Annotated in this window: 7 protein-coding genes and 1 CRISPR repeat array (1 of these 8 cut by a window edge); of the genes, 5 read left to right on the top strand and 2 right to left on the bottom strand. The window is 63.2% G+C overall.

Annotated elements, in window-relative coordinates; genetic code table 11:
- A CRISPR array of direct repeats spans nucleotides 1–9,305; the repeat unit is 28 nt; unit sequence GTTCGCTGCCGCACAGGCAGCTCAGAAA; it reaches 571 nt to the left of the window's first position.
- Nucleotides 9,306–9,423: 118 nt separating this feature from the next.
- From QZH66_RS07615 to QZH66_RS07595, 5 genes are all read left to right on the top strand, one after another.
- Complete coding sequence (locus QZH66_RS07615) at nucleotides 9,424–9,963, top strand: gamma carbonic anhydrase family protein (protein WP_305805351.1); 540 nt, start codon at nucleotides 9,424–9,426, stop codon at nucleotides 9,961–9,963.
- 10 nt (nucleotides 9,964–9,973) lie between these two features.
- Nucleotides 9,974–10,819 carry a MoxR family ATPase gene (locus tag QZH66_RS07610; RefSeq protein WP_305805350.1) on the top strand — a complete coding sequence of 282 codons (846 nt, stop codon included), beginning with the start codon at nucleotides 9,974–9,976 and terminating at the stop codon, nucleotides 10,817–10,819.
- 1 nt (nucleotide 10,820) lies between these two features.
- The gene (locus QZH66_RS07605; RefSeq protein ID WP_305805349.1) at nucleotides 10,821–11,090 is read left to right on the top strand and encodes a DUF2164 domain-containing protein; all 270 of its coding nucleotides are present in this window, start codon (nucleotides 10,821–10,823) and stop codon (nucleotides 11,088–11,090) included.
- 55 nt (nucleotides 11,091–11,145) lie between these two features.
- A complete protein-coding gene (locus QZH66_RS07600) occupies nucleotides 11,146–12,324 on the top strand; it encodes a VWA domain-containing protein (protein ID WP_305805348.1) in 1,179 nt (392 codons plus the stop codon).
- Between the two features lie 160 nt (nucleotides 12,325–12,484).
- Nucleotides 12,485–12,598, top strand: a complete 114-nt coding sequence (locus QZH66_RS07595; protein WP_305805347.1) for a DUF58 domain-containing protein — start codon at nucleotides 12,485–12,487, stop codon at nucleotides 12,596–12,598.
- Between the two features lie 132 nt (nucleotides 12,599–12,730).
- Here QZH66_RS07595 and QZH66_RS07590 read toward each other — a convergent pair whose 3' ends face one another.
- A complete protein-coding gene (locus QZH66_RS07590; RefSeq protein ID WP_305805346.1) occupies nucleotides 12,731–13,918 on the bottom strand; it encodes a glutathionylspermidine synthase family protein in 1,188 nt (395 codons plus the stop codon).
- Nucleotides 13,919–13,922: 4 nt separating this feature from the next.
- Nucleotides 13,923–14,492 carry a DUF1190 domain-containing protein gene (locus tag QZH66_RS07585; protein ID WP_305805345.1) on the bottom strand — a complete coding sequence of 190 codons (570 nt, stop codon included), beginning with the start codon at nucleotides 14,490–14,492 and terminating at the stop codon, nucleotides 13,923–13,925.
- Nucleotides 14,493–14,693 lie beyond the last annotated feature (201 nt).

Below are 14,693 nucleotides of genomic sequence, written 5' to 3'. Positions count from 1 at the left end.
GTGGGCGCTGCTGCACTGATCGCCCTCGTGTTCGCTGCCGCACAGGCAGCTCAGAAAGTGTGAAGTCCGCCGCTGTCGAAGAACAGCACGTTCGCTGCCGCACAGGCAGCTCAGAAATGTCGGAGCTTGTGCGCAAGCACGGCGATGAAGTTCGCTGCCGCACAGGCAGCTCAGAAACTGTCCAGTGCGTATGACAACGCGGTGCACGAGTTCGCTGCCGCACAGGCAGCTCAGAAAACGAAGAAGCGCAGCCGGTCGAAGATCATCAAGTTCGCTGCCGCACAGGCAGCTCAGAAATTCATGGCCAGGCGCGGGTTGTGCGGGAAGGCGTTCGCTGCCGCACAGGCAGCTCAGAAACGCATCATCGGCGTGGACGTGGCCCGGTTCGGGTTCGCTGCCGCACAGGCAGCTCAGAAAGCGTTGGCCAGGCCGGCTTCGGCCGCGGCCATGTTCGCTGCCGCACAGGCAGCTCAGAAACACTGGATCTGCTGATCGTCGATCACATCCACGTTCGCTGCCGCACAGGCAGCTCAGAAACTTGGCTGGCGCGACACGGACATCGTCGTCACATTCGCTGCCGCACAGGCAGCTCAGAAAGCCCACACCGGCCGGCTTGCGTCCTTTGCGGCGTTCGCTGCCGCACAGGCAGCTCAGAAATCGCCGGCATCCCGACAGGCCTGCAGGAAGTCGTTCGCTGCCGCACAGGCAGCTCAGAAATCGTCTTCGGTCATTGCCGGGCCGTACAGGGCGTTCGCTGCCGCACAGGCAGCTCAGAAAAGTTCCCCTCCACGGCATTTCGGAAAGTCTGCGTTCGCTGCCGCACAGGCAGCTCAGAAAGCCACGCGGCGGATGCGGAAATCGCGAACAACGTTCGCTGCCGCACAGGCAGCTCAGAAAGTCCAGCCGTCCTGCAATCCACGCGCTACTGGGTTCGCTGCCGCACAGGCAGCTCAGAAATCCGTTGCAACTGGCGCAGGATGTAATCAGGTTGTTCGCTGCCGCACAGGCAGCTCAGAAAAATCTGTGCGCGGCATGAAATCAAGGAGCTGAGTTCGCTGCCGCACAGGCAGCTCAGAAAAGTAACCATTCCCTTCGAACACGTCGCTGCGCGTTCGCTGCCGCACAGGCAGCTCAGAAAGGATGATCGACTGGCAAGCAGTGGGCACCGCCGTTCGCTGCCGCACAGGCAGCTCAGAAATCGCCAGCTTCTCGCGCACGTCCATCAGGAACGTTCGCTGCCGCACAGGCAGCTCAGAAAATCACTGATCTGCTCGGAAGTTTCGACGTGCCGTTCGCTGCCGCACAGGCAGCTCAGAAAGTCTGCCCGGCAGACCCGGCGCATGTGGCGATGTTCGCTGCCGCACAGGCAGCTCAGAAAGCCGCGAAGAGGATGACGAAAAGCACGTTCACGTTCGCTGCCGCACAGGCAGCTCAGAAATCGATTGCCTTCTCTGCGAACAGCGCGCTCATGTTCGCTGCCGCACAGGCAGCTCAGAAAACTGGCATCATCGTGCGCGGCTGTGCGACGCCGTTCGCTGCCGCACAGGCAGCTCAGAAAATTAGGCCTTTACCTCAAAGTTGATTGTGAGAGTTCGCTGCCGCACAGGCAGCTCAGAAAGACTTGATCGCGGGCGACCATCACCGCCGCACGTTCGCTGCCGCACAGGCAGCTCAGAAAGCCCGGCTTCGAGCGCCCTGGGTGCGTGGTTGGTTCGCTGCCGCACAGGCAGCTCAGAAACGAGTAGAAGTCGTCGCCGGCCACCAGGTCGAGTTCGCTGCCGCACAGGCAGCTCAGAAATGCAGGCGTGGAACAACGCTAACGAATCAAAGGTTCGCTGCCGCACAGGCAGCTCAGAAAGATCAAATCGTTACCGAACGACTCCGTGCGGAGTTCGCTGCCGCACAGGCAGCTCAGAAATACGCGGACCATGACGACCCGAAGAGCAACAAGTTCGCTGCCGCACAGGCAGCTCAGAAAAGGTAATCACTGAAAAATACGCCATCTACAACGTTCGCTGCCGCACAGGCAGCTCAGAAATCCTCGTGGGTCCGCGCTGAGGTGCGCCTGTAGTTCGCTGCCGCACAGGCAGCTCAGAAAGAGAAAAAAGGCGGCACGACCAACGTCAACAAGTTCGCTGCCGCACAGGCAGCTCAGAAAACTTGCAGCCGGCACCAGACAGCGAAATGCAAGTTCGCTGCCGCACAGGCAGCTCAGAAAAGCGCACGTCGTATGCGATCACCGTGGTCATCGTTCGCTGCCGCACAGGCAGCTCAGAAAGTTGCGCGATGCTTGCATCAGTCCGCCCGGTCGTTCGCTGCCGCACAGGCAGCTCAGAAAGCCACCATCCCTGTCAGATCGATGATGATGGCGTTCGCTGCCGCACAGGCAGCTCAGAAATTCCGCCCCCACTTCACGCCAACGCACGTCATGTTCGCTGCCGCACAGGCAGCTCAGAAAGCGCAGGTAGGCACCGCCTGCAAGTGCCGACTGTTCGCTGCCGCACAGGCAGCTCAGAAATGCGCGATGCCGACCTGCGCGGTGCCGACCTGGTTCGCTGCCGCACAGGCAGCTCAGAAATCCCCGAGGCCGTCGGCTCTGCTCCCACTGCCGTTCGCTGCCGCACAGGCAGCTCAGAAAGCCGCCGCTCCGGTTGTACACCGAACGCGGGAGTTCGCTGCCGCACAGGCAGCTCAGAAATCGTCGGTAGTGCCGGCGTGCCGGCGGGGAATGTTCGCTGCCGCACAGGCAGCTCAGAAACATGCCGGAACCGAGCACTTTTCGCAGCAGCTGTTCGCTGCCGCACAGGCAGCTCAGAAAATCGCGCTCGCCGAGTGCGCCCATGCCGGAACGTTCGCTGCCGCACAGGCAGCTCAGAAATTCACGTACTCCAGCGCGTTTCCGTCCATGCGGTTCGCTGCCGCACAGGCAGCTCAGAAATGAGCGATCCCGTCAAAGTGCGGCCGGACGCAGTTCGCTGCCGCACAGGCAGCTCAGAAAGCGCATGAAGTGGACGCCAGAGATGGATGCCCGTTCGCTGCCGCACAGGCAGCTCAGAAAGGTTCGCCGACAGCATCCGCGCCTGCATCGCAGTTCGCTGCCGCACAGGCAGCTCAGAAACGTGCCATCGGCGTATCCCCGTCAACCATCGCGTTCGCTGCCGCACAGGCAGCTCAGAAATGTACCGCACCAACGCCGCGCGCACCGGTGAGGTTCGCTGCCGCACAGGCAGCTCAGAAATGGAGCCAGTTGATGCGCTTCATGCCGCATCTGTTCGCTGCCGCACAGGCAGCTCAGAAATGGCTGCAGCAGCAGGAGGGCGACTGGATCAAGTTCGCTGCCGCACAGGCAGCTCAGAAATACCTGCGCGGTGCCGACCTGAGCGATGCCTAGTTCGCTGCCGCACAGGCAGCTCAGAAAGTGATGGAGTCGCTGCCGGCGGCCCATGACTTGGTTCGCTGCCGCACAGGCAGCTCAGAAAATCTGCAAGCTCGTCGCCCACCACTGAATCATGTTCGCTGCCGCACAGGCAGCTCAGAAACTGTTGCCCGGCCGCTTCCAGCACGGCGCCGAGTTCGCTGCCGCACAGGCAGCTCAGAAAAACGGATTGGCATCGCGCACGCGGGCCATCGAGTTCGCTGCCGCACAGGCAGCTCAGAAAGTCTCGACCACCGTGTACTTGAAGCCGTTATCGTTCGCTGCCGCACAGGCAGCTCAGAAAACCTGCCACAGCTGGAAAGCCTCGGCGTTGAAGTTCGCTGCCGCACAGGCAGCTCAGAAATGAATGGGACGTGCGAGCAACAGTCGCAGCACGTTCGCTGCCGCACAGGCAGCTCAGAAAACCACGCTGTCGCGCACATCCTCACTGCTGAAGTTCGCTGCCGCACAGGCAGCTCAGAAATACCTGACCGTCTCGGCGGCATGGGCGTTTCATGTTCGCTGCCGCACAGGCAGCTCAGAAAAAGGCCAACGCCGACCACGCCGATTACCGGGCGTTCGCTGCCGCACAGGCAGCTCAGAAAGCAAGCAGGAAGAGCAGGAGCAGCGAGACCGCGTTCGCTGCCGCACAGGCAGCTCAGAAAAGTTGATGGTCCCGTCCAGCACGTAGCCGCCAGTTCGCTGCCGCACAGGCAGCTCAGAAAATTAGCGCTGTAGAGGTCACCCACGCCAGCACGTTCGCTGCCGCACAGGCAGCTCAGAAAAACTGCGGCCGATGCGGTACTGAACGTGGTAAGTTCGCTGCCGCACAGGCAGCTCAGAAAGCATTGCAGCGCTCGTTAAGCGTGGCTTCGCAGTTCGCTGCCGCACAGGCAGCTCAGAAATGCGCGCAAACCGTCGCAAGCGCCGCCTTCAGGTTCGCTGCCGCACAGGCAGCTCAGAAAGGTGCCACTGGCGCCCATGTTGATCTGACGGCGTTCGCTGCCGCACAGGCAGCTCAGAAATCGCAAGGCGTGCGCACGGTGGGCATCGCCGCGTTCGCTGCCGCACAGGCAGCTCAGAAAAAATCCAAGTAAGGGCCACCACCATGACCGAGGTTCGCTGCCGCACAGGCAGCTCAGAAACGAGCCACCCGAGGCAGGCGTTGACCTGCGCTGTTCGCTGCCGCACAGGCAGCTCAGAAATGCCTACGCGCATGCACGCGCGCGCCCGCATAGTTCGCTGCCGCACAGGCAGCTCAGAAAATGCCGGAAAAGACCCGCGAGCGCTTCGCCAGGTTCGCTGCCGCACAGGCAGCTCAGAAACTGTCCAGTGCGTATGACAACGCGGTGCACGAGGTCGCTGCCGCACAGGCAGCTCAGAAACGGGCCAGTGCGTATGACAACGCGGTGCACGAGGTCGCTGCCGCACAGGCAGCTCAGAAACTGTCCAGTGCGTAGGACAACGCGGTGCACGAGTTCGCTGCCGCACAGGCAGCTCAGAAATGGTACACCGCCGACCTGGACGTGGGCACGCTGTTCGCTGCCGCACAGGCAGCTCAGAAATGATGGCTATGACGGGCGGTACACGCTGCATAGTTCGCTGCCGCACAGGCAGCTCAGAAATTGCTGGCGGCAATGGCCACAATCTTGGTGTTGTTCGCTGCCGCACAGGCAGCTCAGAAATATTACGTGGGGCATCTGGCGCTGCTGGCCGCGTTCGCTGCCGCACAGGCAGCTCAGAAAGTCACGGATCACCGGTTCCATTGAGTCGCCCTGTTCGCTGCCGCACAGGCAGCTCAGAAAACTATGAAAGGCCGCTTGAAGTTCAAGCTACCGTTCGCTGCCGCACAGGCAGCTCAGAAATCAAGTTCGACGTGCTGGATCTGATCCGCGAGGTTCGCTGCCGCACAGGCAGCTCAGAAACGGCCCGGTTCCCGAGAGCCGGGCAGCTGGTCGTTCGCTGCCGCACAGGCAGCTCAGAAATGATCGTGTTGATTTTTCTGATGCACATGTCCGTTCGCTGCCGCACAGGCAGCTCAGAAACTTTGGGTAACGCGTTACCTTATTTGCCGCCGGTTCGCTGCCGCACAGGCAGCTCAGAAACCGTTGGAGCCGCCGGCCGCCCACTGCGTGATGTTCGCTGCCGCACAGGCAGCTCAGAAATGTCGCATGACTTCCCCGCGGGCGAGACGATGGTTCGCTGCCGCACAGGCAGCTCAGAAAAGCTCGCCATCCAGCGTGGTCGCCCGCAGGGTGTTCGCTGCCGCACAGGCAGCTCAGAAACTGGAACCGCAGCAGCTCTTCACCGCTCAGCTGGTTCGCTGCCGCACAGGCAGCTCAGAAACAGCCGGTGCACGCGCTCGCATTCGCGCATCTGTTCGCTGCCGCACAGGCAGCTCAGAAATTGGCAACGTGATCGCCGGTCATCAATGCCAGGTTCGCTGCCGCACAGGCAGCTCAGAAATACTACGTGGGGCATCTGGCGCTGCTTGCCGCGTTCGCTGCCGCACAGGCAGCTCAGAAAGCCAGCGCCAAAACATGCGACGGCGTGGATTGGTTCGCTGCCGCACAGGCAGCTCAGAAAGGTGACTTCGTGCAGGGCGGTTGCCCGCCGCGGTTCGCTGCCGCACAGGCAGCTCAGAAAACCGGCACGTAGCCACCGGCCAGCACCTTGGCGTTCGCTGCCGCACAGGCAGCTCAGAAAACCGATGACAGCGGGATGGACCGGTACACGACGTTCGCTGCCGCACAGGCAGCTCAGAAATACTTGCAGGCGTCGTGCACCGCGTTGTCATAGTTCGCTGCCGCACAGGCAGCTCAGAAAAGATGCCCCACGTAGTAGGCGTAAAACGCCCAGTTCGCTGCCGCACAGGCAGCTCAGAAATCCCCGTGGGTGCGCGCTGAGGTGCGCCTGTACGTTCGCTGCCGCACAGGCAGCTCAGAAAAGCACGGCCGCAGTGGCCGCGGCGCCCTCGGGGTTCGCTGCCGCACAGGCAGCTCAGAAAGAAATTCAAGGACGCCACAGACTACGCACGCCGTTCGCTGCCGCACAGGCAGCTCAGAAAGTGACGCTAGGCACTCCAAGCACCATTACCGGGTTCGCTGCCGCACAGGCAGCTCAGAAACAGCAGGCTTACCGCGGTGCTGCCCGTGCCGGAGTTCGCTGCCGCACAGGCAGCTCAGAAAAATGGCGCGACCAGGGCGGCCAAGCGCTCCGCGTTCGCTGCCGCACAGGCAGCTCAGAAAGAAGCCCTGCGCCAGCACTTCGGCCTCGATCGGTTCGCTGCCGCACAGGCAGCTCAGAAACATATCCAGTGACGTTAGGTCTTTATTATTTTGTTCGCTGCCGCACAGGCAGCTCAGAAATTCACGAAGCTACCACCGCTGGCCACATAGATGTTCGCTGCCGCACAGGCAGCTCAGAAAATGGCCGAGAAGAAGCACTGCACCTGCTGCGCGTTCGCTGCCGCACAGGCAGCTCAGAAAGCGCAGGTCGGCACCGCGCAGGTCGGCATCGCGTTCGCTGCCGCACAGGCAGCTCAGAAACGCATCGACTCGGCATATCGCGCCGCGCGTTTGTTCGCTGCCGCACAGGCAGCTCAGAAAAAATGCCCAGGCATGCGCCGGTTGAGCGATGAGTTCGCTGCCGCACAGGCAGCTCAGAAATCCGATGGATCTGGCTTTGGATCCTGTCTCACGTTCGCTGCCGCACAGGCAGCTCAGAAAGTCTGCATTGTTCAACCCTGTTGACATCCCTGGTTCGCTGCCGCACAGGCAGCTCAGAAAGCAGGCCGAACCCCTGCACGCCCTTGGCGGTCGTTCGCTGCCGCACAGGCAGCTCAGAAATGAATTAAGCGGCGGCGAAGCCGTCCGCTTGGGTTCGCTGCCGCACAGGCAGCTCAGAAATGCCAACGGCGTGAGCTGCACCGCGCCTGGGTGTTCGCTGCCGCACAGGCAGCTCAGAAAACGCTGCTGGGAGCCTTCGCATGAAGCCCATCGTTCGCTGCCGCACAGGCAGCTCAGAAAATCACCGATGCGCAGATCGAACCGCTTGAGCGGTTCGCTGCCGCACAGGCAGCTCAGAAAGAAATCACCAACAAGGCGGGCTATGACGAATGGTTCGCTGCCGCACAGGCAGCTCAGAAATGTCCGGGCCGCTGTACCGGGCGACCACCAGCGTTCGCTGCCGCACAGGCAGCTCAGAAAGATGAGATAGGCATCCTCGACCGCCAGTTCCGGTTCGCTGCCGCACAGGCAGCTCAGAAAATCCACAGCTGGCCTCAGCCACAGGCTGCCACGTTCGCTGCCGCACAGGCAGCTCAGAAATGCGGTGGTGCCGGCGATGTGACCATCAACGCGTTCGCTGCCGCACAGGCAGCTCAGAAATTGGTGATCACGCGATCGCGGTTCGTATCCAGGTTCGCTGCCGCACAGGCAGCTCAGAAAGTGATCTGTGCGCCAGCCGGTGGGTGCTTCTCGTTCGCTGCCGCACAGGCAGCTCAGAAAAGCCAGGGCAGCGCACGCGGATCATCGCCAGCGTTCGCTGCCGCACAGGCAGCTCAGAAATCAAGCCGTGCCTCGCATTGCTCATACGCAAGGTTCGCTGCCGCACAGGCAGCTCAGAAAACATCGTCCAAGTCATCGGCGCTGCCGTTGTTGTTCGCTGCCGCACAGGCAGCTCAGAAAACTACCCCAGTCCACTCCATGTTGAGTCCCAGGTTCGCTGCCGCACAGGCAGCTCAGAAAGCGACATGCCGCGTGAAGCGCCGCGGGGAGGAGTTCGCTGCCGCACAGGCAGCTCAGAAAAATGATGTCTGCTGCTTGCGCAACGCCGACAAGTTCGCTGCCGCACAGGCAGCTCAGAAAAAGCCGAACCGCTGACATGCGCCAGAAAATCCGTTCGCTGCCGCACAGGCAGCTCAGAAAGCCACGTTGACCATGCAATGTGCGTCTGGATCGTTCGCTGCCGCACAGGCAGCTCAGAAACGCAGCTCGTCCAGCTCGCTCATAGCCTCATCGTTCGCTGCCGCACAGGCAGCTCAGAAAATTTCGAGTGGAACAAGCCCGAGAACCCGAATGTTCGCTGCCGCACAGGCAGCTCAGAAAACTGATCGGCGCGGCGGCCAGCGATACGCGGAGTTCGCTGCCGCACAGGCAGCTCAGAAAACATCACCCGTGGCGGGATTGCGCTCGACACTGTTCGCTGCCGCACAGGCAGCTCAGAAAATCATCCTCAGCGCTTACGGCATCAAGGGTGCGTTCGCTGCCGCACAGGCAGCTCAGAAAATCGCGGCCTGTTCGATGGTCGGCAGAGGGGTGTTCGCTGCCGCACAGGCAGCTCAGAAAAAACTCGACTGTGACTTGCAGCGATTCATCAGGTTCGCTGCCGCACAGGCAGCTCAGAAAACGGAACCCTGACGCTTTGGCTTCTTCATCGTGTTCGCTGCCGCACAGGCAGCTCAGAAAAAGCAATTCGCCCGTGATCTGGCGCCGCTGAAGTTCGCTGCCGCACAGGCAGCTCAGAAAATGAACGAAGGCGCCCGCAAAGAGTGGTGGAAGTTCGCTGCCGCACAGGCAGCTCAGAAATCATCGCCGATAACGATGCGGTTGAGGTTGCCGTTCGCTGCCGCACAGGCAACTCAGAAAAGAACATTTTTACGGATCGGATTAAGCGAGGCGTTCGCTGCCGCACAGGCAACTCAGAAAACCGGTGGTGCGGCTCGCGTCGCGGCAGACATGTTCGCTGCCGCACAGGCAGCTCAGAAACTGCCCATCGGCAATCTCTCCAGCCAGTTCTTCGTTCGCTGCCGCACAGGCAGCTCAGAAAAGGCTGCTGACCCGCCGGCCGCTCTCCTTCCTTGTTCGCTGCCGCACAGGCAGCTCAGAAATCGCGGCGGTATGGTCCCGATCTCTGCGGCCTGAGCAGTGAGCATTACGCGTCCGTTATCATCATGCCCTGGCGGTGTGCGCCGCCCCTCCTCCCCCTCAAAAAAATCCGGATCACCTGTGACTGCTTTGCGCCCCTTCCTGGACAAGATGCCCGTGCTGGGCGAACGCGTGTATGTGGACCCGGCCTGTACAGTGATCGGTGATGTGGTGATCGGTGACGATGCCTCGATCTGGCCGGGCACGGTGATCCGCGGTGATGTGAATTACATCCGCATCGGTGCGCGCACCAACGTGCAGGACGGCACCATCATCCATGTCAGCCATGCCAGCCCGTACAACAAGGGCGATTACCCCACGCTCATCGGCGAAGGCGTCACCGTCGGCCACGGCTGCATCATCCACGCCTGCACCATCGGGAATTACTGCCTGATCGGCATGGGCGCGTGCATCCTCGATGGCGCGGTGATCGAGGACAACGCCTTCATCGGCGCTGGCGCGGTGCTCGGCCCGGGCAAGCGGGTCAAGACCGGCGAGCTGTGGGTCGGCAATCCTGCACGCCCGGTGCGCACGCTCAGCGAACAGGACATCGAGGGCCTGCGCTACTCGGCCGATCACTATGTGCGGCTGAAGGACCAGTACCTGGGCATGCAGGGCTGAACCGGTGCCGATGAAATTTTCCGGCACCGAGCGCTACGTTGCCACTGCCGAGCTGATGCAGGCGGTCAACGCCGCCATTGCGCTGCAGCGGCCGCTGCTGATCAAGGGCGAGCCCGGCACCGGCAAGACCCTGCTGGCCGAAGAAGTGGCCGCCGCACTTGGCGCGCCGCTGCTGACCTGGCACATCAAGTCGACCACCAGGGCGCAGCAGGGACTGTACGAATACGACGCGGTCAGCCGCCTGCGCGACTCGCAACTGGGCGATGCACGGGTGCACGATATCGGCCACTACATCCGCCGCGGCAAATTGTGGGAGGCGTTCGACAGCGACCAGCGGGCGGTGCTGCTGATCGACGAGATCGACAAGGCCGATATCGAATTCCCCAACGACCTGCTGCATGAACTGGACCGGATGGCGTTCGACGTCTACGAGACCGGGCAGACGGTAAGTGCACGGCAGCGACCGGTGATCCTGATCACCTCCAACAACGAGAAGGAGCTGCCCGATGCGTTCCTGCGCCGCTGTTTCTTCCACTACATCCGCTTCCCCGATGCCGGCACGCTGAAGCGGATTGTCGATATGCACTTTCCCGATATCGACCAGCATCTGGTCGGACGGGCGCTGCGTGCGTTCTTCGAATTGCGCGAAGTGCCGGGGCTGAAGAAGAAGCCGTCCACCTCCGAGCTGATCGACTGGCTGCGGCTGCTGATGGCCGATGAGCTGGCCGCGCGCCAGCTGGCCGATGCCGACCCTGCCAAGGCGCTGCCGCCGCTGGCCGGGGCGTTGATCAAAAGCGAACAGGACATCCAGCTGCTGGAACGGCTGATGTTCCTGCATCGCCGCCAGGGCCGCTGACATGGGCAAACCGGGCAGCAAACCGGTCAGCTTCGACAAGCACGAGAAGGCGATGCTGGTCGACACGCTGCAACGCTATTTTTCCCGCGAGCTGCAGCAGGAAATCGGCCGGTTCGATGCCGAATTCCTGCTCGACTTCATCTCCGGGAATATCGGCGTGCACTACTACAACCGCGGCATCCGCGATGCGCAGGCCGCGCTGGCGGGCACCTTCGACGACCTGCACGATGCGCTGTACCAGCTGGAGCAGCCGACGGAAGTGCTGCGATGAGCGCGCAGCCGCGCCGCAGCTGCCCGCCCGTTGCGGCCTGATCGCAGGTCGCGCCGTGTTCCTGAATCTGTTCCATGCGCTTCGCGCCGAACGCGTGCCGGTCACTCCGCGCGAGTGGCTGGATCTGCTGGGCGCGCTGCAGGCCGGCGTCGCCGCGCCCGAACCGCAGGCGCTGTACACGCTGGCGCGCACCACGCTGGTCAAGGACGAGCGCCATTACGACCGCTTCGACCGGGCCTTCGGCCGCTACCTGGGCGAGGTGGCCGCCGCTCCACCACAGGCGCTGGCCAAGGTGATTCCCGAAGACTGGCTGCGCGCTGCGCTGCAACGCGAATTGAGCGAGGAAGACAAAGCCAAGGTGCAACAGTTGGGCAGCCTGGAGGAGCTGATGCAACAGTTTGCACAGCGCCTCAACGAGCAGCACGGGCGCCATGAAGGCGGCAGCCGCTGGATCGGCACCGGCGGCACCAGCCCGTTCGGACACTCCGGCCATCACCCCGGCGGTATGCGCGTTGGCGGTGAAAGCCGCAATCGCAGCGCGGCCAAGGTGTGGGAGCAACGCCAGTTCCGCGAACTCGATGGCGATGCCGCACTGTCGCCACGCAACCTGAAACTGGCGTTGCGGCGGCTGCGCAAGTTCGCCCGCAGCGGCGCGGCCGACGAGTTCGATCTGGAAGCCACGATTGCCGCCACCGCGCGTGATGGTGGCCTGCTCAATGTGGCGATGCGACCGGAACGGCGCAACGCGGTGAGCGTGCTGTTGCTGCTGGATATCGGCGGTTCGATGGATGATCACGTGCATGCCGCCGAGGCGTTGTTTGGCGCGGCCCGTGCCGAGTTCAAGCACCTCGAGCATTACTACTTCCACAACTTCACCTACGACTACCTGTGGAAGCACGACCGCCGCAACGAGGCCGACCGGCTCTCGACCTGGGACCTGCTGCATCGCTACGGCAGCCACTACCGGGTGATCTTCGTCGGCGATGCGGCCATGCATCCCTACGAGGTCGGCGCCGCCGGGGGCAGCAGCGAATACTGGAACGAAGAGGCCGGTGCCGTGTGGTTCCAGCGCATCCTTGCCCACTTCCCCCACGTGGCCTGGATCAACCCCACCCCGCGCCAACACTGGGACTACACGCAGTCCAACCGCATGATCCGCCAGCTGCTGGAAGAGCGCATGTTCCCGCTTACCCCCGATGGCCTGGGTGAGGCGATGGCGTTGTTGGCGAAGTAGTCCGGCCCACTGTCCCTGCAGCAGCGAGGTCAGTCGCGGCCGCAAGATAGCGACAAAGCATCGCGACTGACGGTGCTGCTATGGAGCATGCCGAACAGGTCTCGCGACTGGTCGTGCCCACCTCAACCGCCGCCATGGCGAAGGCACCTATTTCCAGCCGATGCGCGGATACCGCATTGGCGACCGCCTGCGCCAGATCGACCGGAAGACCACGGCGCGGGCGCGCAAGCCGATCTTGCGCGACTACCCGCAAGAAGAAACCCGCAGCCGCTGATGCGGGTCGGTACCGGGCGCCGGATGAGCGCCGGTTTGCCGTAACTGCGGGAGCGACGCAAGTCGCGATGCGGTTCCACCGGCCAAACCCGGCCGCGATCCACGTCGCCCCTACCGGAACACCAGCTGCGGATCAGACGTAGATGCGGGTCGGCGCCAGCGGTGCATCGTCGATGATCGCGTGCGGCACGAAGCGCGCACTGTCGCGGGTGATGCGGCTGTCGTCCTCGCGGATGCCGATGCCGCAGGCATGGTCGCCCACGATCCAGCTGCCGACCAGCGGATAGTTGCCGGCAAACGCGGGCAGCGGGTGGAACGCCTGGCGGATACACGGCCCGGCATAGGGGCCTTCGCTTTCCTGCCAGCTGCCATCGGCCAGATGCATCGCCACGTTGGCGCCTTCGCGCGAGTGCAGCGGCTTGCGCACCCAGCCCGCGGGCAGCGCGCTGCCATCATCGAAGTACGCTTCCAGCAAATTGGGATGGCCGCGGTGGCGCTGCCACAGCAGCGGCAGGATGCCCTTGTTGCTGAGCACCGCCTTCCATGCCGGTTCCAGCAGCTGCACGCCGGACTTCGGCAAGGCCGCACCGAACTCCTCGCGCATCAGGTCTTCCAGCGGATACAGCTTGAACAGGCTGCCGATCACCCCGTCCTCCAGATCGGTGAAGCGGCCATCGGCCGACAGCCCGATGTCCTCGATCGCAATCGAGGTGCCATGCAGCCCTGCCTGGGCCGCGCAGTCGCGCAGGTATTCCACGGTGCCGTGGTCTTCGGTGGAATCGCGCACCGCACTGAAGTACAGCGGCGGCGGCAGCCGCGAGGCCAGTTCGCCGAAACGCTCGACCAGGGCTTCGTGGATCGCGTTGAACTGGTCCGCATGCACCGGCAGGTTGCCGCGGTTGCGCTGGTCTTCCAGCCATTGCCACTGGAAGAACGCGGCCTCGTACAGGGAGGTGGGCGTGTCGTAGTTCAGCTCGTACAGCTTGGCCGGGCCGTTGCCGTCATAGGCGAAATCCAGCCGCCCGTACAGATGCGGATCGCGCCGGCGCCAGCTTTCGGCGATCCAGTCGTGGAAGTCTTGCGGAATGGCCAGCTGCGTCATCAGCGCCTCGCTGGCCACCACCTCGCCCACCAGGTCCAGCGCCATCGCATGCAGCTGCGCGCTGGGGTCTTCGATGTCGTCTTCAATCTGGCGCAGGGTGAAGGCGTAATACGCGGTTTCGTCCCAGTACGGCGCGCCGTCGATGGTATGGAACTGGAAGCCGGCCTCGGCCGCCCGGGCGCGCCAGTTGCCGCGCTCGGCAATCGCAATACGTTTCACTGCATCAACCGCCGACGCTGGTACGGCCGCGGCTGTTGCCACCGAAGCCCCCGCGGCTGGCCGTGACCGCACGGTTGGGCTGCAGGTTGACCGGCGCCAGCCCGGCCTTGCCGGCACCGATGCGGCTGGCGGTATTCATGCCACCGGTGCCGCCCGGCGCCGCGGCCGGTTTGGCCCAGCCGTTGGCCTTGTCCTTGAACGCCGGCGCGGCGGCCGGAGCAGCGGCCGCGGCCCCGCGGCCGCTGTTGAGCATCTGCGACATGAAAAAGCCCATCATCATCGGCCCCACGAACGAGGTGCCGGCGGTGGTCTTCTGCTCCACGCACTGTTCGGCCGGGTATTCCTGGGCGCACTGCTCGCGGCTGGTGTATTTGGGCGCGGCATCGGCGGACTGCTGCTGCGCGGTGGCAAATGCCTGGCGGCAGCTGGACGGATCACCGGTGGCCTCGCTGCAGGCTTCCACGGACGTGTAAAGGCCTTCCTTCACCTGCACGTCGGCTTGCTGCTGGCAGGCGGTGAACAGCAGCGGTGCGGCGCTCATCAACAACAGCGCGGTAGTCCTGGATCGCTTCAAGGCAGAGCCCCCGTTTCGGTGATTACGCCAATGATGCCCGATCACGGGCGGCAACCGGAAACAGCGGGGCGCTGGAACATGAATCCGGTTTCAGCTGCGGGCGTAGTTGCAGCGCGGCGACGGTTGCAGCTGCAACCGTGATTTCTATGCAGAATCGAGCCGCAGGCCCTTCCGCACCGGCCTTTTCCCGCCCGCTCCGCA

Origin of the sequence: Stenotrophomonas sp. YIM B06876 (assembly GCF_030711595.1) — a bacterium.
GTDB lineage: Bacteria > Pseudomonadota > Gammaproteobacteria > Xanthomonadales > Xanthomonadaceae > Stenotrophomonas.
Note: the sequence above shows the minus strand (reverse complement) of the source record. Positions and strands in the feature narration are given on the sequence as shown.

Excerpts from the sequence above, each read along its gene's own strand:
- QZH66_RS07610 (WP_305805350.1), top strand. The coding sequence starts at position 9,974 with ATGAAATTTTCCGGCACCGAGCGCTACGTTGCCACTGCCGAGCTGATG.
- QZH66_RS07605 (WP_305805349.1), top strand. The coding sequence starts at position 10,821 with ATGGGCAAACCGGGCAGCAAACCGGTCAGCTTCGACAAGCACGAGAAG.
- QZH66_RS07595 (WP_305805347.1), top strand. The coding sequence starts at position 12,485 with ATGCGCGGATACCGCATTGGCGACCGCCTGCGCCAGATCGACCGGAAG.